General features: G+C 40.6%; 20 protein-coding genes. 7 read left to right on the top strand and 13 right to left on the bottom strand.

Annotated elements, in window-relative coordinates; all coding sequences use genetic code 11:
- Window positions 1–39: 39 nt before the first annotated feature.
- The gene (locus AC4J95_RS10595) at window positions 40–951 is read right to left on the bottom strand and encodes a helix-turn-helix domain-containing protein (RefSeq protein WP_494549859.1); all 912 of its coding nucleotides are present in this window, start codon (window positions 949–951) and stop codon (window positions 40–42) included.
- A gap of 195 nt (window positions 952–1,146) precedes the next feature.
- On the bottom strand, window positions 1,147–2,982 hold the full coding sequence (gene lepA, locus AC4J95_RS10590) for a translation elongation factor 4 (protein WP_494549858.1): 1,836 nt from the start codon (window positions 2,980–2,982) through the stop codon (window positions 1,147–1,149).
- 214 nt (window positions 2,983–3,196) lie between these two features.
- Here lepA and AC4J95_RS10585 point away from each other — a divergent pair, with 214 nt between their 5' ends.
- Genes AC4J95_RS10585 through AC4J95_RS10575 form a run of 3 tightly spaced genes read left to right on the top strand, consistent with a single transcriptional unit; the run spans window position 3,197 to window position 5,562 of the window.
- Window positions 3,197–4,414: a GNAT family N-acetyltransferase gene (locus AC4J95_RS10585; protein WP_316401630.1), complete on the top strand. Its 1,218-nt coding sequence runs from the start codon at window positions 3,197–3,199 to the stop codon at window positions 4,412–4,414.
- Complete coding sequence (locus tag AC4J95_RS10580; protein ID WP_494549857.1) at window positions 4,401–4,910, top strand: nucleoside 2-deoxyribosyltransferase; 510 nt, start codon at window positions 4,401–4,403, stop codon at window positions 4,908–4,910. Before AC4J95_RS10585 ends, AC4J95_RS10580 begins: the two co-directional genes overlap by 14 nt.
- Complete coding sequence (locus AC4J95_RS10575) at window positions 4,900–5,562, top strand: DUF2238 domain-containing protein (RefSeq protein ID WP_494549856.1); 663 nt, start codon at window positions 4,900–4,902, stop codon at window positions 5,560–5,562. Before AC4J95_RS10580 ends, AC4J95_RS10575 begins: the two co-directional genes overlap by 11 nt.
- A gap of 41 nt (window positions 5,563–5,603) precedes the next feature.
- Here AC4J95_RS10575 and AC4J95_RS10570 read toward each other — a convergent pair whose 3' ends face one another.
- Window positions 5,604–6,095, bottom strand: a complete 492-nt coding sequence (locus tag AC4J95_RS10570; RefSeq protein WP_494549855.1) for a pyridoxamine 5'-phosphate oxidase family protein — start codon at window positions 6,093–6,095, stop codon at window positions 5,604–5,606.
- Between the two features lie 212 nt (window positions 6,096–6,307).
- Between AC4J95_RS10570 and AC4J95_RS10565 the strand changes: the two genes are divergently transcribed.
- Complete coding sequence (locus AC4J95_RS10565) at window positions 6,308–7,039, top strand: HAD family hydrolase (protein WP_494549854.1); 732 nt, start codon at window positions 6,308–6,310, stop codon at window positions 7,037–7,039.
- Window positions 7,040–7,074: 35 nt separating this feature from the next.
- Here AC4J95_RS10565 and AC4J95_RS10560 read toward each other — a convergent pair whose 3' ends face one another.
- The 5 genes from AC4J95_RS10560 to AC4J95_RS10540 all read right to left on the bottom strand — a co-directional run bounded on the left by AC4J95_RS10560 (window position 7,075) and on the right by AC4J95_RS10540 (window position 10,616).
- The gene (locus tag AC4J95_RS10560) at window positions 7,075–7,836 is read right to left on the bottom strand and encodes a C39 family peptidase (protein WP_494549853.1); all 762 of its coding nucleotides are present in this window, start codon (window positions 7,834–7,836) and stop codon (window positions 7,075–7,077) included.
- Between the two features lie 95 nt (window positions 7,837–7,931).
- Complete coding sequence (locus AC4J95_RS10555) at window positions 7,932–8,618, bottom strand: hydrolase (RefSeq protein WP_494549852.1); 687 nt, start codon at window positions 8,616–8,618, stop codon at window positions 7,932–7,934.
- Between the two features lie 40 nt (window positions 8,619–8,658).
- Window positions 8,659–9,273 (bottom strand): glycoside hydrolase family 73 protein, encoded by a 615-nt coding sequence (locus AC4J95_RS10550; protein WP_494549851.1) that lies wholly within the window; start codon window positions 9,271–9,273, stop codon window positions 8,659–8,661.
- Window positions 9,274–9,282: 9 nt separating this feature from the next.
- Window positions 9,283–10,065, bottom strand: a complete 783-nt coding sequence (locus AC4J95_RS10545) for a M15 family metallopeptidase (protein ID WP_316401638.1) — start codon at window positions 10,063–10,065, stop codon at window positions 9,283–9,285.
- 17 nt (window positions 10,066–10,082) lie between these two features.
- On the bottom strand, window positions 10,083–10,616 hold the full coding sequence (locus tag AC4J95_RS10540; RefSeq protein ID WP_494549850.1) for a hypothetical protein: 534 nt from the start codon (window positions 10,614–10,616) through the stop codon (window positions 10,083–10,085).
- A 175-nt stretch (window positions 10,617–10,791) separates the two neighbouring features.
- Between AC4J95_RS10540 and AC4J95_RS10535 the strand changes: the two genes are divergently transcribed.
- Window positions 10,792–11,751 (top strand): Gfo/Idh/MocA family protein, encoded by a 960-nt coding sequence (locus tag AC4J95_RS10535; protein ID WP_494549849.1) that lies wholly within the window; start codon window positions 10,792–10,794, stop codon window positions 11,749–11,751.
- Window positions 11,752–11,849: 98 nt separating this feature from the next.
- Window positions 11,850–12,446 (top strand): FUSC family protein, encoded by a 597-nt coding sequence (locus AC4J95_RS10530; RefSeq protein ID WP_494549848.1) that lies wholly within the window; start codon window positions 11,850–11,852, stop codon window positions 12,444–12,446.
- A 42-nt stretch (window positions 12,447–12,488) separates the two neighbouring features.
- Here AC4J95_RS10530 and AC4J95_RS10525 read toward each other — a convergent pair whose 3' ends face one another.
- Window positions 12,489–15,104: an FtsX-like permease family protein gene (locus AC4J95_RS10525; RefSeq protein ID WP_494549847.1), complete on the bottom strand. Its 2,616-nt coding sequence runs from the start codon at window positions 15,102–15,104 to the stop codon at window positions 12,489–12,491.
- Between the two features lie 12 nt (window positions 15,105–15,116).
- Window positions 15,117–15,818 (bottom strand): ABC transporter ATP-binding protein, encoded by a 702-nt coding sequence (locus AC4J95_RS10520; RefSeq protein WP_316401643.1) that lies wholly within the window; start codon window positions 15,816–15,818, stop codon window positions 15,117–15,119.
- A 173-nt stretch (window positions 15,819–15,991) separates the two neighbouring features.
- Here AC4J95_RS10520 and AC4J95_RS10515 point away from each other — a divergent pair, with 173 nt between their 5' ends.
- Entirely contained in the window at window positions 15,992–16,432 is a 441-nt protein-coding gene (locus AC4J95_RS10515) for a hypothetical protein (RefSeq protein ID WP_494549846.1), read from the top strand.
- Window positions 16,433–16,467: 35 nt separating this feature from the next.
- Here the strand turns inward: AC4J95_RS10515 and AC4J95_RS10510 are convergent, their stop codons facing one another.
- From AC4J95_RS10510 to nagA, 3 genes are all read right to left on the bottom strand, one after another.
- Window positions 16,468–16,989, bottom strand: a complete 522-nt coding sequence (locus AC4J95_RS10510) for a nucleotidyltransferase domain-containing protein (protein WP_316401645.1) — start codon at window positions 16,987–16,989, stop codon at window positions 16,468–16,470.
- 43 nt (window positions 16,990–17,032) lie between these two features.
- Window positions 17,033–17,734 carry a gamma-glutamyl-gamma-aminobutyrate hydrolase family protein gene (locus AC4J95_RS10505; protein WP_316401646.1) on the bottom strand — a complete coding sequence of 234 codons (702 nt, stop codon included), beginning with the start codon at window positions 17,732–17,734 and terminating at the stop codon, window positions 17,033–17,035.
- Between the two features lie 143 nt (window positions 17,735–17,877).
- Entirely contained in the window at window positions 17,878–19,023 is a 1,146-nt protein-coding gene (nagA, locus tag AC4J95_RS10500; protein WP_494549845.1) for an N-acetylglucosamine-6-phosphate deacetylase, read from the bottom strand.
- Window positions 19,024–19,055 lie beyond the last annotated feature (32 nt).

Raw genomic sequence — 19,055 nt, 5'->3', positions numbered from 1 at the left:
AATGTCTCAAATGTTTAAAACTATTCTTTTCAAAAATTGTCAGATACCATATATCAAAAACTCCAAAGAGACTTTTCCTATATAGGCATACTGAATAATGCGGTCGGTATTTGGGATATCTTTTCCGTTCTCGTACTTGTCCATTGACCATTTTGTAATAGGCGGTGAAAAAAACTTTCCAAAGTCTTCTCTTTCTAAACGATAATCCCTTCGAATTTTTCTGAATCTTAGTCCCATCCGGAAAGAATCCAACTTTTCAAATTGGTTAATCGTATTTCCCCTTTTCAACATCTTGCTAAAAGTCTCGCCATACAAAATATAAGGGACAGTCACTTTCCCAAGATAGGCAACATTCATTAATCTTTCAATATCAGGAATGTTCGCACCTTTTTCCCATCTATTTACAACATTCTTACCTGCTGGTCGAGTAAAGTTCTTACCAAATTTTTCCAGTGTCTCACCTCGATTTTTCCGAATCTCTTGGATTCGTTTTCCCATCGCTATTTTATCGACGATGGGTAATTTAAACGAACCGTCATCTTGTTTTATATCCATCAAAATTTCTTTACCATCGTTAGAGAGGAATACAGCAATTTTTTGTTGCATTTCCTTCGATGGTTTTCTCTTTCCGTTTAAAACATAACTAAGTGATACTTCACTAGTCCCTACTTTAGTAGCCAACTCTTTATTGAGTAACTTGTTCATGTCTCTGTATGCAATTAGTTGATCAATAAGAAGCCCAACTCTATCCTTCTCACCTTTTAATAGAGTTTCTACATTCAGAATTTTACTTAGTGTAACATCTACATCTTTTGGAATTTTCCTTGTTCCTTTTTCATACTTGACTAAAGCACTTTGCGAAATCCCCGCTAAGTCGGCCAGCTTCTTTTGAGACATTTTTTTCTCTTTCCTTAAAGATTTAAGAAATTCTCCACTTATATTTTCAGACATGAAAAAAGCACCTCCTATGAGATGCTTTCATCATACGCTGACGGTTAAAAACCTTCAAGGAAAATATTCCATTTTTGTTAATTTTAATACTGCCGTGACAACCGTATGACAGTTTAAATTTTTTTAAACGGGTAAATCACGAATTTTACGCCACTCGAAAAGGTTGATTTAATAGGGTTTCCCATTGAAAACAAGCTATTTCGCGTTATCCTGGTCGTCCATTTTCAGAACAGCCATGAACGCTTCCTGCGGTACTTCAACGGAACCGATCTGTTTCATCCGCTTCTTACCTTCTTTTTGCTTCTCTAGTAATTTACGTTTACGAGAGACATCCCCACCGTAACATTTCGCCAATACGTTTTTACGCAAAGCTTTGATATCGGTACGGGCAACGATCTTCGTGCCGATAGTTGCTTGGATCGGTACTTCGAATTGTTGGCGTGGGATCAAGGTTCTTAATTTCTCAACGATGGCACGCCCGCGTTCTTGTGCAAATTCACGGTGAACGATGAAGCTCAAGGCATCGACTTTTTCTGCATTCAAAAGAATATCCATTTTGACTAGGCGGCTTTCACGATAGTCGGCCAACTCATAATCTAGTGAAGCATAACCTTTTGTGCTTGATTTCAATTTATCGAAGAAATCAAAGACGATTTCTGATAATGGAATATGGTAAACAACATTTACCCGATAATCATCTAAGTAATCCATCGTGATAAATTCGCCGCGTTTCCGTTGAGAAAGCTCCATGACAGCACCAACGTATTCGTTCGGAACCATGATATTGGCTTTCACGTATGGTTCTTCAACATTTTGAATAGTCGAAGGATCGGGAAAAGCAGCTGGATTATCGACCACTAACTGTGTGCCGTCGGTCAAGTTTACATGATAGATAACGGATGGTGCAGTCGTGATCAATTCAAGATTGAATTCACGTTCCAGACGTTCTTGGACGACATCCATGTGCAGTAGCCCTAAGAAGCCGCAACGGAAACCAAAGCCTAGAGCTTGAGAAGTTTCTGGTTCAAATTGTAAGGCCGCATCGTTTAATTGCAGTTTTTCCAATGCTTCACGCAAATCATTATAACGAGATGTGTCGATCGGATACAGACCACAGAACACCATCGGATTCATCGTGCGATAGCCATCTAACGCCTCTTCAGCTGGATTATTAGCCAGTGTCACAGTATCACCGACACGGGTATCTTGAACGGATTTGATGCTGGCAGTGATATAACCAACGTCACCTACCATCAAGTAATCCCGTTGAACAGCTTTTGGTGAGAATACTCCGACTTCTGTCACATCAAAGATTTTACCGTTACTCATCAGTTGAATTTTATCACCGGGGCGAACGATTCCATCTGTAATACGAACATTTAAAACAACACCACGATAACTATCATATACCGAATCAAAGATCAACGCTTTTAGAGGAGCGTCCAATTCCCCGCTTGGAGCAGGAACATTCGTCACGATTTGCTCTAAAATTTCTTCGATTCCGATACCTGTTTTGGCACTCGCCAAAACTGCGTCCTCAGCGTCAATCCCGATCACGTCTTCGATTTCCTTACGAACGCGTTCTGGATCAGCGGCTGGCAAATCGATTTTATTGATGACTGGCAAGATTTCCAAATCATTATCTAGCGCCAAATAAACATTCGCTAAAGTTTGCGCTTCGATTCCTTGTGCCGCGTCTACAACTAGGACTGCCCCTTCACAGGCTGCCAAGCTTCGTGAAACTTCATAAGTGAAGTCGACGTGTCCTGGTGTGTCAATCAAATGGAAGATATATGTTTGTCCATCTTTAGCAGTATAATGCAATTCCACTGCATTCAATTTAATCGTGATTCCACGTTCACGTTCAAGATCCATTGAGTCCAACAATTGCTCTTGCATCTCTCGGGAACTTACGGTGTTGGTTTGTTCTAGGATTCGGTCAGCCAGAGTCGACTTCCCGTGATCAATATGCGCGATGATCGAAAAGTTACGAATCATCTCTTGGCGTTTCTTCATTTCTTCTATATTCATCAAAGTTCCTCATTTCTTTTAATCAGCACTGTCAATTATACCAACGATCGGAATAGAAAAAAAGTCTTTTCCCCTATTTCTAAAAGTCAGTAAGAGAAATATCATTCTGGTTTTGCTATACTTAGAATATAGGATAAATTTGAGGCTCAAATCTACTAGCTATTTTGAGTAGTTTAGTGGAATGGCTCACCTAATGATAATGGGAGATGAAAAAATGGATAATGACTTTAGGAAACAACTAGTCTTAAAGCCAGTCGGTGAAGAGCATTTGGCTCAATATGATGAGTTGTTGAGTTATGTTTTTCAAGTAACCGAAAGTGACATTGAAAACAGCGGATACGAAAATAAACGGGAGATGGTTCGTGCGAAAAAACCGGTCTTGGAGCAATCGAAAGTTTTTGGCTGGTTCCATGAGGACAAACTGATTTCTCAGATCGCGATCTACCCCTGCGAAGTCAATATTCACGGAAAGCTGTGTCAAATGGGCGGAGTGACCGGAGTCGGTACTTATCCCGAATATGCCAACCACGGATTAATGAAGGATTTAATCAAAAAGGCATTAGTCCAGATGCGCGAGGATCAGCAATGGATCTCGTACCTGTATCCTTACAATATCCCCTACTATCGCCGCAAAGGCTGGGAGATCATGTCTGATAAGCTCAGCTTCAAGATCAAAGATACCCAATTACCGAAGCAAGTGGATTTGCCAGGCATTGTTGAACGCAGAGAGGTCGATGATCCAGATGTTTATCAGGTCTATCATGAATTTGCCCTAAACAATCATGGGGCAATGATCCGCAAAGAATTGAACTGGGAAGAGTATTGGCGTTTCGAAAATGAAGAGGAACGTATCGCGGCGATTTATTACGATGCAGACAAGAAACCAACCGGGGTACTCTTTTACTGGATTTCTGATGAGGTCTTCCATATCAAAGAAATGTTCTATCTAAACCAAGAAGCTCGCAATGGTCTTTGGAACTTTATCAGTGCTCATTTTTCGATGGTTTATTGGGTCAAAGGTGATATTTTTAAAAATGAACCACTGTCCTTCTTGCTGGACGATAGCGAGATCACCGAAACGATCGCTCCCTTCTTTATGGCGCGAATCGTCGACGTGAAGGAATTTTTATTGGGATACCCATTTGAGAAACCGGTCGATCCTTTCTATTTTGTTGTCGAAGATCCGGTTGCAGAATGGAACAACGGTATTTTCGCCCTCAGCTGGAATGAAGCTGGCGAATTGAGTATTTCCGATCAACCGAAGGGAAAACGAATCGGTTTGAACATCCAGACATTAACCTGTATGCTGATGAATTATCGGCGGGCAGCTTATCTCGCTCGAATTGAGCGGCTGGAAGCCGACAAAAAGGCAATAGAATTATTAGAAACAACGATCCCAGATATGGAGGCTTATTTTAGTGACTACTTCTAAACACATTTACTTCGCCGCACCGTTATTTGCGCAAAGCGACTTATTTTATAATAAATACTTAGTTGAAAAAATTCGTGAACTTGATCCAGAACTGACTATTTACTTACCGCAGGAAAATGAGGGCATTAATGATAAATCGGCTTACGCTGACAGTAAAATGATTGCACTCGCCGATACTGAGGAAGTACTGAAAAGTGATCTGATGGTTGCTTTATTGGATGGCTTAACAATTGATGCCGGTGTTGCTTCCGAAATCGGTGTGGCTTACGCCAAAGGAATTCCCGTCATCGCGTTATACACGGATTCCCGTCAGCAAGGTGCCGACAATCACAAAAAATTGGAAGCATTGCAAACTCCGGCCGAAAATCAATTTCATTACTTGAACCTTTATACAGTCGGACTGATCAAACTGAATGGAACGATCGTTAGCACGGAAAAAGCGTTATTGGAACAAATCAAATCTTTTATAGAAGGTAGTGATTTCCATGACTTATAAAAAATATCGCTTAGGTCTCTTGATCTTTGCAGCAATCTGTTTGATTTATAATATTTACGAATTTGTGATCGGCAAATATTCTACGAAACAAGGTGTCATCTTTGTGATTGAATGTTTAGCCGGTGTGGCCTTGATCTTCTTACCTGAAATCATTACAAAATTATTCAATATTGTTTTACCTGATAAAATTGTTTATTTCTATTGGTTTTTCTTAGTCATCTCGGTCTTCTTAGGAACTTCATTGCATATGATCTCGATCGTTTCCTTCTGGGATAAGATTCTGCACACTGTTAGTCCTATGGTCTTGACGGCAATGGGCTATGGATTGATTGGCTTCTTTATGAAGGACGCCGACATCAGTAAGACATCTCCTTGGCTCTTCCTGCTATTCGGCTTTGCCTTTGCTGGAGTATGCGGCGTTTTTTGGGAGTTCTGGGAATTTCTCTGTGACACAGTCGCTGATATGAATCTTCAACGTTATGCTACTTCTGCTGGTAAATTATTAGTTGGTCGTGAAGCACTGATGGATACGATGGGCGATCTGCTAACCAATACTATCGGCGCGGTCTTGATGGGTATTTACGCCAGAGTTCAGAGCCGTGGGGACGCTGCTCATTTTGAAGAATATCGTTTAAAAAAAATCAGTAAATAAAAAGTTTCCCAACCGTTTTAATCATGCGGCTGGGAAACTTTTTATTTATCGTCTGGATGAACATTTTCCTTCATCGTGTAAGAATCTAACGTGATTTTGATGATCCCTGTACGCTTTAGCATAGCTTCAGGAATTTCATCGTAATCGGCTCCTTTTGCGGCATGATCCATTAAGAGGATCAAAGCTTTTCTTTTCTCTTCCAGATCCTCTAAAAGATCCGCCGTGCCGAAACCGATCAAGCTTTGGTACGCATAGGAATAGGTTGCCGCATTCCTGTTGCCTTCAACCAATTTGTGATTTCCATCCATTTCAATCGCAACTTTTGGATTATCTTTGATCATCGACACCTTTTTCCCTTCATTGGCGCCATGTACATATAAGTTCAGCTGTTCATCTTTCCACTCATACCCATAGTTTACTGGAACTACATAAGGGTAATCTTCTCCGTTTAGTGCGATGCGGACTACCTGTGATTTCTCCACAAGATTTTTGATTGCTGCCAAATCCGTAACTTGTCTTTTTTTTCTGCGCATAGCTCTTCTCCGCCTCTCAGATTCTTTATTCTAATCATAATAGATTAGAATTCAAAAAGAAATCTTTTTTTAGTTAAAAAAACTGAAAATTGATAGACTGCGGTTTGTCTTTTTTAGTAGTAAAAACCTTTTCTAATCAACGATTTTACCCTTTTTTTGTGTGATTTTTTGTACTAAAATAGCTACTGTAATTATTTGAAAATTTGCTGAAAATGAAAGGCGTGTCGATTTTGATTGAAACTGTCGTATTTGATATCGATGATACTATCTACGATCAACAAGAACCATTTCGCAAGGCTGTCCAAAAATTATTTCCTTTAGTAAGCGAGGAAGATATGCTTCCGCTTTATACTCGTTTTCGCGTCCACAGTGATGCAAACTTTAACAAAGTCATCACACAGGAATGGACATTGGAGTACATGCGTTCCCATCGCATCAGCCAGTCTTTGAAGGATTTAGACTATCCTCATATTACAGATGAAGATGCATTGACTTTCCAAGAGGTTTATGAAGACGAACTTGATGCCATCACGATGCACCAAGAAGTTGAAAAAACCTTGGACTTTTTAAAAGCAAAAAAAGTGCCTGTCAGCATTATCACTAATGGACCAACAGATCATCAGTACAAAAAGATTTTACAATTAGGATTGTTGAACTGGGTCGATGAAGACAATATCATCATCTCGCAAGCGACAGGCTATGAAAAGCCTGATGTTGAAATCTTTGATCTTGGCAAGAAACAATTTTCTTTGAATCCTGAAAACTCGTTATATGTCGGCGACAATTTCAACAATGATGTGATCGGTTCGAAACGAGCAGGCTGGCAATCTCTTTGGTTAAACCATCGTAATCGCCAATTGCCAGAAGGAACTTCGCAGATTCAGGATATCGAACTGACCTCTTTCGATCAATTATTACCAACCTTCCAACATATTTTTGCATAAGAAAAAGGCACGGAAAAGTTTCGTGCCTTCTTTATTTAGATTAAATAAAGGGATTCGCTCCCCATTAACTGATAAATCTCCTCAAAGTCATTACGATCGACGATTCGATTTTTATATCCATATGGATCATTGACATACACATTTTTTTCATCTACACCAGTAATAACTACCGCATGGCATAATGGAGATATCTCTACTTCGCCACTAGTGGTTTGCCAAATCTGGAGGTCATCAGCTGTTGGTATTTGAAAATCAACGGTAGTCACTACCCAAACAGGTGATCCAGCTTGCACAATAGTTGTTAACTCCTCAAATGAGGTATCACTGCTTGCAACGACCGTCTGATTATCTTGGACGATGTCGTTAGCTACTTCAGCGATTGGTTCAACAGCTACACCCATTGCCTCATACCCTTCATAAATATTTCCGACAAAACCATCATGGGGATTCCCATGGATATCCGCGGCTTCATCTTCATAAAGGGGGACATAATTCAGCCTTTCGGCCAGATCATTTTTATTCGTTCCGTATCCATAATAATTTAATAGCATAGATAGTGCTGTGATCTCACAACCATTTTCCAATGGCGTCTCACCAGTGTTTTGATTTTCCAGCGGTACATCAATTAATTTGTTAGTCGACAGCTCGGACTCCGCTAGGACTACTTTTGCTTTTGAAGTGGAAACTGTTTGACTGCTTGCCGGTGAACTATTTGTTTTACTTAGAATAATAATTCCACCGCAAAGAAAAAGTGTAAGGATAGCTAAATAGTTAATTACTTTTTTGATTTTGCTCACCCCACCTTCCTTATCTTTAAGGTAAGTATTGCAAATAAAACTTAAATGAAACTAAAAAAGAGTAGCGAAAACCATTACTGGTTTTCGATACTCTTTTATTGATGATCATCATCGTATTCCATTTTTCGATATTTTTCCATCTTCTTACTGAAGAGAACACCATTTGATGGTGGCGTATAAGTAATCGCATTCGCCCCAGCATCAATCGTTGCTTCAATAGTCTCTTCATCTGGTCCGCCAGTTGCAATGATAGGCAGATCTGGATACGTTTCTCGAAAATGCTTTACTGCATCGACTGTATCTTTACCCGCACTAATATTAATAATGGCAACACCCGCAGCTAACTTCTCTTCGATCTTCGAATACTTCGATGTGACTGTTGCGATCACAGGGACATCGACGACATCATAGACTGCTTGGATCGTTTCTACCGGAGTCGGTCCATTCACGACAACGCCCAAACTACCCTGAGATTCTGCAAACATACCCATATAAGCTGAACGTGAACCATGAGTCAAGCCTCCGGCTACTCCAGAAAAAACTGGAATGTCCGCTGCCTCGATAATGCTTTTCGTAATTGCAGGGTGCGGTGTAAACGGATAAACAGCAATAACTGCATCCGCATCTGTATTTCGAATAATCGCGATATCAGTCGTAAAGATGATCGAACGAATTTTTTTGCCAAAGATCACAATCCCTGAAGCCTTCTCGATCACTTTCGGTACTCGCACGATATCTTTTCGCAACTCAGTCATAATTTCCGGTACATTGTTTTCTGCCATAGCATCCATCTCCCTAACGAATTTATCTAACTCAAGTTTACTATGAATGATCGTACTGATCCAAGTTATATGTTTCAATCACACTGATGATTTTATTGGCATAATCAGGATCAGTCGCATATCCGGCAGCTTGCAAAGCTTGGGCAGCTTGTTTATAGTCGGTCGCAATCAGCACTCCCTCATAAAGCTTCGGATCCCAGTTCGTTCCATTCACAAAAAGCATCGTGTGGTCATCCAAAGATTCTTCCCATGAGTTATAGACTTTAAAGTCTCCCTGGATGGTAATCCACTGCTCGTTGACAAATTCCTTCGTTTCCAGGCTGACTTTCGGTTGATTACCGGATGCTTTGATACCGAACAGATTTTTATATTGGCTGGCCAATTGTGACTGCCCCCAATTAGATTCTAAAATAGCTTGGCCCAATATAATGCTGGGCAGCACGCCGTATCCTTGCTGTAGTTGCTTTGCGTGGGGAACTAATTGATCGATGAATCCTTGGCGGGAAACCGTCTCTTCTTGCTGTTGGTTTTCAGCGCCGGAATCAGATAATGTATGTAAAGAAAAAACGAAAGCCAAACCAATTACTAAGATTCCCGCAAAAATAAGCGGGATCGAAGTGTTGGACTTCCGTTTTTTATAGGTCTTTTTAGGCATAGTGCCTCCTTACTTGGCTGACAAATCTTTCAAAAATTCTTCTAAGGTCAGATCGTGTTTTGCGATATACTCAGCATTTTCCTTACCGACATATCGAATATGCCATGGTTCATAAGTAATGCCCGTGATATCCTGACGATCCTTTAGGTAACGAATGATAAAGCCGTATTTTGGTGCATTTTCAGCGATCCATTTGGCACCCGGCTGATCGCCATATGAAGCGTCTAAAACTTGTCCTGAATAGGAATTATACCAGTCCTGATCAACGATATCGATCGCCAGACCAGTATGATGTTCACTATAGCCAGGCTCAGTAATCGTTTCTTTCGTTTTCGCTGTCGCTTCTTCTTCAGTCATTCCATTGCTGCTCATTAATCCATTGACGTTTGTATTAAAGACTTCTACTTGTGATTCTACGGAACGAAAAGCGGAGATAACCACAAGCGGAAACCCTGCCTCTGTGGCTGCTTCAGAAAAAGCTTCATAGTCTTTAGCGATTCGACTGTCGACCTGATGACTGTTATCTGACAATGTAGTCAACTGACTTTCAGCAACTTCTTTTTCAATCTTATTTTTCGGTCCTACCAGCACTAGATTCCAATCGGTAGCCTTAGAATCAGGCAACGCTTTTTGTACGGCATTCTTTTTCTTAGTGGTCTTCTTCTTTTCAAATGAATAAGTCGTAGCAGTTTCTTTTTTCGCATCCGATTCTGCTGGAGTGCTGTAAAAAAGCGAATAGGCGGTCATTCCAAACATAATAATGACTGAAAGCAGTCCTACTGTTTTTTTCAATTTAAAAAATCCTCTCGTTAATCGTCAAGCGATGTGTATGTTTCCGTTAGGTTCTCATTCACCCAATCAAGCAACGCTGTCTTCTTATGGGCACTGGCGATTTGATTTTGAATATGAGCGGGTAAACGAAAGCTTAGTATATCACTGTAACCCCAATTATCATAATCAATCGTTACACGCAGGTCGATAAAATCATTGTTTTCTTCTTCATTTTTATTTTTAAATGGAATCATTTCCACTTGGGCTAAACCGCTGGCGATCCATTTTTGCGCGACAATCGTCTTCATCTCACGATATTCAGCCACCGCCGTTGGTCGTTTTTCAGGGAATAAAAACGTTTGACGAATGACTTTTTGACTCAACATCCATTCGTAATCACTGAACAGGTTTTTGATTTTTTGATTTGCTTCAGGCGATAAATTGTTTTGGCCTGCTTTCCATTGCTGCCATTGCACTTCGTTAACGCCTAAATAATCCTCATAAAAGTCTTGCTCGGTATGAAATTGTTCAAAAATTGCACTGATTACTAAATCTAAATAAATTTGATTCACGAAAAATCCCTCCTTACCTATTCTACTGAATTTTTAGAAAAAATACACCTCTTTGGCAAATGGATTGAAATATTTTAATATTTACTGCTATACTTTGGAAAAAGCATCCGTTTTTTTCTCTTTTTTTGAACATTGAACAAAAAAGAAACTTAATTTTAATTCTAGGAGGAGCACTATGACTGAACTACAATGGGGCATCGTCGGACTTGGCGGCATCGCCCACAGTTTTGCAGAAAACTTTGATCAAACAACTAGTAAACTAACCGCTTGTGCCTCGCGTACGTTAGAAAAAGCCGAAGAGTTCGCTAGGCAATACAACTTGCCGAAAGCTTATGGCAGCTACGAAGAATTACTGGCTGATGATGATATTTCCATTATATATATAGCTGTCCCAAATCGCCAGCACCATCAGCATATTATCCAGGCTCTAGAGGCAGGTAAACATGTTTTATGTGAAAAAGCGATTACGATGACCTTGGCGGAATTGCAATCAGCGATCGAGTTGGCGGAGCAAAAACAGTTGATTTTAGCTGAAGCAATGACGATCTTCAATATGCCATTGTATCATGAGCTTCACGCACTGATGGATAGTGGCCGCTTAGGTAATTTAAAAATGATCCAAGCACCTTTCGGCAGCTACAAAGATCCTGATCCAACGAATCGTTTCTTCAATCCCGAACTGGCTGGCGGCGCCCTGCTCGATATCGGAACCTATGCTGTTTCCTTTGCCCGCTGGTTTTTAAGCGAGCAGCCAGAAGTTATTGCTTCGACTATGGTCCCATTTTCTACTGGAGTGGATGAACAGTCAGTGACAATCTTACGAAATGAAAAGAACGAACTTGCGACAGTCAGCCTGACCTTCCAAGCCAAGATGCCGAAAAAGGGCATTGTCGCCTTTGAGAATGGTTACTTAACGATCGATGAATATCCACGTGCTGACAAGGCGGAGCTATTCTTCAACGATGGGACCACCGAACTGATCGAATCTGGATTCTCCGGCAACGCGATGAATTACGAAATCGAGAACATGGTAAAAATGATCCATGGTGAACTGCCGAATAAATCCCTGTTCTTCACAAAGGATGTCATCGATATTTTGGACCAAATGCAGCAAAAATGGCAGCAAAACCAATAAATCTCTAACAAAAGGTATTGTCTAAGCAATGCCTTTTGTTTTTTTGTCAAACTTCCGCTAAACTATTAAGTATAAAGAAAAGAAAGAGGGAGGAAAAATTGCAAATTGGTCGTTTTCGTTTAGGTATGCGAACGATAAAAACTGCATTGGCTGTTATGCTGTGCATCCTGTTATTCCATGTGACCGATCGTGGTTCTCCTTTGATCGCCGCACTAGCTGCTGTTTTTTCTCTACGGCAAGATTTGACGACTAGTATTTCTTTTGGACGCTCACGAGTGCTGGGAAATTCTCTTGGCGGATTGTTAGCCTTGATATTTTATTACATTCAGTCCTTTTTCAAGAATGACTTTTTGATCGAACTGTTGGTCTTGCCCTTGTTCGTTGTTTTAGTCATTGTGCTCTCTGATGGACTCAATAATAACTCTGGGATCATTTCAGCAATCGCCACCATGCTGTTGATCGCTTTAAGTATTCCACAAGGAGAATCCTTTCTCTATGCGTTGAACCGCGTGCTGGATACGTTTATCGGAACGATTATCGGTATTTCATTGAATGGCGCGATCACTCCTCAGACAGACGAGAAGGAAAAGCAAATCAAAGAAGATTTGGTCGTGCTTCGTAAAAAAGAAGCCGATCTGAATAAAATGCTGTATGATGTACGCAAACAAATAAAGGATCAGACCCATAACAAATAGGTCTGATCCTTTTCCTGTCCAACTGTTCACAGTTCTCGTTTGCTAGTCATTGGCTTTCAAAGCCTCGATCATATCAATCTTCTTCAGTCGGAAGTACATAATCACGCCGACAACCAGAGTGAAAAATAGCGTAATCAAACTGGCATAAAAATAGCTGAGTGGTTGAATGTCTGGTGAAAACATTGTCATATCCAATTCAACAGTTTGCAAAATATAGCCATGTTCAATCTTCCCGAGAAATAGTCCTAAGAATATCCCCATCAAGGTAAGCAGGATGTTCTCTCGATAGACATAACGAACGACTTCGCCATCATAAAAGCCCAGAACTTTAATGGTAGACAATTCTCTAATCCGTTCCGAGATGTTAATATTCGTCAAGTTATACAATACGATGAAAGCCAAGAGGCCTGCTGAAACGATCAACACCCAAATTATGATATTTAGGCTTTTCACTGTATCCTTCAAGGTATCACGTGATTTCGTCATAAAACTGACATTGGCGATTTCAGCCTTCTTCATTAATTGTCTTGCTATTTGATTTTCAGCCTTTTTACTAGGCTCTTTGCTAAATAGTAAAAGATCCGTATTATAAGCCGGCTCCTCATGAAAGATTTTTTTGTAATACTTCGGAGTCATGTATATGAAGTGACCAACATAATTCTCTGCGACACCAGCAACTTTTACCTTATAGCTTTTGCCAGAGATTGATTTGATGCTCAATGAACTTCCCTCTTTTAGCTCAAAAAGTTTAGCGAGCTTTTCATTGATGATAACTCCCTCATCAATCAAGGAGTAATGCTTGTCTGTTTTTCGATTTCTAAATGATATAAATTCACTCAGATTTTCAACCTGTTTAGGGACAGAGAGATTGATCTCCTGTTTAGAAACTTCGGCCGTCTGTGCTGTGTAAGTTTCTATAGAAACAAATAGATGGTCTTGAAAGTTTGATAAAGTGTCCAACTCTTTTTCGTAATTTTGCTCTTCCTCGCTAGAAGGCGGTTCCGTGAAAACGGATGTCCCTTGATAATGCCACAGTTTGTCAAATTGTAGGGTAACGATGTCACCGATCGAATCCCGCAAACCGAATCCAGTAATAATCATGGACATACATCCAGCAATGCCGATAACTGTCATCAGCATCCGTTGTTTGTACCGAAATAAATTCCGCAAAGTCACCTTTTGACTGAAAGATAGACGTTTCCAGATAACCGTTACACGCTCCAAAAAGATTCGTTTCCCACTTTTGGGGGCTTTTGGTTGCATCAAAATTGCCGGTGTTGCTCTAAGGTCATAGCGTAAAACCAGCCAAGCCGAACCGACAGAACATGTCAAAGCTACCGCCAATGCGATCAAAGCGTAAGACAGATACCACGGTGTTAAGACATTTTCCAAATTATATAGCTGTCCATAGGCGTTAAAAATAATTACCGGCAACAGATAAAAACCTACTGCGAGACCTATTAGTGTCCCAATTCCACCTGCCAAGGTAGCGTAAAGCAGATACTTCTCTGCAATTTCTCCATTTCGATATCCTAATGCTTTGAATGTTCCTAATTCATTGCGTTTCTCCTCTACCATTCTAGTCATCGTTGTCAATGTAACCAGAGCAGCAATCAAGAAAAATATCCAAGGAAACACCGAGGCAAGTGAGGAAATTCGCTGCGCATTATCTTCAAACTCACTGTAGCCAGGATTCTCATTACGAGCAAATAGATGGTATTCTGGGGCGGACAACTGATTGATCCGCTGCTGCTGTTCTTCTAAAATCGCTACTTGTTTAGGAATCTCAGGATTTAATGCAGTTAAGCTAGCTACTTGCTCCGGAGAAAGATCATTAATATCCAACGAAGTTTGTTGCTGGAATTTTTGCTTTTCCTGATCCAGTAGGGCTTGCTGCTCCTTTTTGATATCGGCTAAACGTGTCGGCGCGATTTTCTTCAAGATGTTTTTCAAATCCTTTTGATCTCGCTTCAAGCGTTTCTCATATTGATTTGAATAGGCATCGCTTTTCATTAAATCCTTAAAACGAATCAATGCCTCTGAGTAAGTGGTCTGTTTAAAGTTTTCAGGTAATACGAAGGCAAAACAGTCGATCGATCCCTTTCCTACTGTCGTATTTCCCCGTGAGATATTTTCGATAAACTCTGGGCTTTTAACAAAACCTACGATTTTAAAGCGTTCTCTATTAAACGCTCGGTTTCCCTCATCAGAAGACAAATCAAACACTTGGTTTAGCTTATAACCCTTTTCTCTGCCAAAATCGTCAATCACAATTTCGTTATCTTTTTTTGGCAGTCGTCCCTCTGTAACAACGACTCGATTCAACGTTTGTTTGGAATCATAGCTGAAAATACGGAAAACCTGGTCCTCTTTACTCAAGTTGATGTCTTGAAAATAGCGACCCTCTGCTTTCACACCTTCCGTTTTTTCGATTCTTTCAATCTCATTATCGTTAACACCCAGAGATGAGACCAATCGGATATCGGCCAAGTTCTGCTTCTGATAATAGCTGCTGGCAGTCTTCAGCATATCCGGTCCAGTCGCTAGTAATCCAACGTAAAAAGCGACACCTAAGAAAATGATGCCTAAAATAGAAAAGAAGCGGGTCTTTGATTGTCGAATTTCACGCCAATTGGTCTTTCGCATCGCTTTTTTCATCTTACTTACCTCTTACCATTGAATGTCTTCAATTGATTGAGGGTGATCATTTAATTCCTCGCTGCGAACCCGAGCATCGTTGATCCGAATGACCCGATCAGCCATCGGTGCGATCGCTGAATTATGGGTGATAATCACAACTGTTGTTCCATTTTCCCGCGCAGTGTCCTGCAAAATTTTTAGAATCTGCTTTCCTGTTTCAAAATCCAATGCACCTGTTGGCTCATCACACAATAAGAGTTTTGGTCGTTTTGCCAACGCACGCGCGATTGTCACCCGCTGCTGCTCTCCGCCTGATAACTGTGCAGGGAAATTGTCCATTCGCTCACCTAAGCCAACTGACTGAAGAACAGCTTCAGGCTCCAACGCATCCGATACAATTTGGGACGCGAGCTCAACATTTTCCTTTGCCGTTAAGTTAGGCACCAGATTGTAAAATTGGAAAACAAATCCCACATCGTTACGACGATAGGTTGTTAACTCTTTATCACTGAAAGTAGCGATATCGGTCCCATCTACAACGACTTTCCCTTCGTCACAACTATCCATTCCGCCTAAAATATTGAGTACTGTAGATTTCCCTGCTCCACTGGGACCAAGAATCACCGCAACCTCTCCTTTTTCGATTGAGAAATTTATTTTTTCATTTGCTTTAATGATGGTTTCACCCATCTTATAATGTTTGCTTTCATCAATTAAATCAATATATGACATATTGTCATCCTCCTCTGTCAACAATCGCCATGAAATGGCTTTATTCTCTTTTTAGTTTACCATAGCAAAAAAAAAAGCCAACGACAGATGCCGCCAGCGAAAAAAATCCTTTTTAGAAACTAATTGAAAACTGCAGTTTTTGATTACATAATAGAGAAAAGGAGGCTTCAATCATGAAAGAGTGTATCGAATGCTACGCAATCAATAATCGCGCAACCCCGTTACTTGGTAAAAGAGAATGTCTGGAGACGCATGAACAGTATATCTGCGGGACTTGCGGCAGATGCATCTGTTGTCAAAAAGATGACAAGCGTCAATTACGGCGCATCGACTTTCCCTTTAAAAGTGTCGAGATCGCCCAGCTTTATTTACGAGTCGCGGACTACCTTCAAGAAGCGTCCTGCGGTATTTATGAAATAATCAGCGAATCCGGACGAAAATCCTATAAAATATTTGCTGATGACAAAGCTTTTTCTGACTATCTGACAAAAAATAAGAAGAAGCACGCCGATCAACCGCAGGCCCTGTATCGTCGATCAGCGCATCAAGCATTTCCAAAAACAGAAGTTCGAATGCTTACTCCAAAGGAAATTGAAGCATATTTATCTGAATAATTGATCAAGCGAAATCTTGATTCACCATTCTGAATTTATTCTTGTTCTTTCCCTTGTGGATAGACCTCATTCAAGTTTTTTAAATCGATCTGGTCGATTTCTCGCTGTTCGTATCCGCTATGAAACAAACGCTGGCCTTCCACGCTGACACACGGAATCCTTCGTCCATCAAAGCTGCTTTCCGTAAACCAGTCAGAGCTTAGTTCGAACCAGCCCCCTGCCGGATTCGCTTGCTTCATCATTCCTGGTTCGCTGAGATCAAAGGGATGCAAATCAAGGTAACCGTATTGGGGATGGTACAATTCCACACGCGTTGGTCGTTCATCTATCACGATTTTATAACCTTGCTCCGCCAGTTTTTCCAGTAATTCAGATTCTGCATTAGCATCAAAATCGATATCAATATCTCGATGATCTCTCGTCTGTTTTCCAATTAGGATATCTATTCCCCAGCCGCCTTCAACCCAATAGCGGATATTTAATTCGTCTAGTAAATCAATGATCAAACGCAGACTATTCTTATCGGCAAGGACAGTCTCGTTACCTTCTGATCTCATACTGTGTTCCTCCAGTTATTTTTTTAAGCTGATTACCTCATAATTACTCGCAAGCACCCAGGAAAGCGTCCATTAACGCGCGGTTTTCTATAGTAGAAGCGCTGAAGAATTCAGGGTGCCACTGAACGCCTAAAACAAATTTTTTCTTTGGCTCAAAGATCCCCTCTACCAATCCATCTGTCGAAACAGCCGTTGCTTCCACTCCGGTACCTAAGTCTTTAATTGCCTGATGATGATAGCTGTTTACTCCTAATTTATCTCGCTTCAGAATTTGCTGCAGTAAGGTATTATCGATTAACTCCACCTCATGTTGAACGTGATCGTAAGGCCGTTTCATTTGATGATTGATGCTTGTTTCAAATTCACTTGGCAAATCCTGATAAAGTGTCCCGCCGTATAGAACATTTAATAATTGTACGCCTCGGCAAATAGCTAGTAATGGTTTATCCCTAGCGATTACTTCCTTCATGAAAAAAAATTCCAACTCATCCCGAATCTGACTTTGTGGACCACAAGCTCCCAGTTTTTCCTCATTGTATATCGATGGTGCGATATCCTGTCCACCTGTAAAGAGAAAACCATCACAAATAGATAGAAACGGGAATAATGTACTTTTATTATTCGTCAGCGGTAAAATCAAAGGAACCCCGCCATTTTCTTCGATCAACTTTAAATAGCCAGGCAACATCCAAATACTTTCACGTTCTTCGTCATATAATGGCATGACTCCAATTAATGGTTTCATAGCTCTCTCCTTCTAGATAAACTTCGTCAATTTTGAACTCATATGTCGCACATAAAACTTGTGCCAAAAATTTTACCATAAAAAGTGATCGAAATACAAAAAAACTCGATCAAAATATGACCGAGTAAAAAAGCTTGATTCAATTATGCGTGGTAACGTTCAACACCATCAAGGTAGGTGGCTGCCAATTCCATATTAGGTTCTAAAACGATAAAGTCTGCTGCGCGACCTTCTGCGATCATACCGCATTTGTCATCGATTTTACAGCTGACTGCTGGTACGTATGAAGCCATCATCACTGCTTGTTCTGGAGTAGCAATTCCCCAGTCAACAACATTTTTGATTGCTTCTTTTAATTTCAAAATACTTCCAGCCAAGTTACCAGATTCAAGTCGGGCAGTTCCTTCCGCAACAACTACTGGGAACTCACCCAAATTGTAGTTGCCATCAGGCATGCCGCCAGCCATCATACAGTCTGTAATCAATGCAACATGATCATGTCCGGCTTTTTCCATCAATACTTCCGCAGCTTGCGGATGAACATGGTGTCCATCACAGATCAATTCAGAGAAAACATTGTGTAAAGTCAACAATGCTCCAACCATCCCAGGTTCGCGATGATTTAATCCCCGCATACCGTTATAAGCATGAACGAAGACGCTTGCTCCTGCTTCAACTGCTACTTGAGCTTCCTCAATTGTTGCATCTGAATGTCCTAATGAAACAACAACACCTTCATCGGTCACTGCTTTTACAAAATCTTTTACACCCTTGCGTTCAGGTGCCAAAGCGATTTTTTTGATCAAACCACCTGAAGCTTCTTGCCATTCATGGAACGTATCCAAATCTGGATCGCCAAAGTAACTAGGATTTTGTGCGCCTTTATGTTCTTCTGTAAAGAACGGGCCTTCAAAATAGATCCCTTGAATTTTTGCGCCATCAACATCCTGATAGACCTTTCCGATCGTTTCAGCAACATCCTTCAAGCGTTCTTTTGATGAAGTCAAGGTCGTTGGTAAGAAGCTAGTCACACCACACGATAGCAAGGCTTCTGACATGATCTTGATTCCCTCTGCATCATTATCCATTACATCATGATTTTTGTAGCCGTGGATATGTGTATCAACTAAACCAGGAGCAATCCATTTTCCGCTTTGGTCAATGATCTCCGCTCCTTCAGGTTTGTCCTTCGTATATGTGCCAAAAATGCCATCAGTGACATCTAAATAACCTGCGCCTTTAACACCAGAGTTTAAAAAGAATTTGTCAGCATAAATAAATGTTTTCATTGTGAGCTCTCCCTTTTTTTCTTAGTACCTTA

This window comes from Enterococcus sp. GPZ-007 (genome assembly GCF_059374735.1).
Note: the sequence above shows the minus strand (reverse complement) of the source record. Positions and strands in the feature narration are given on the sequence as shown.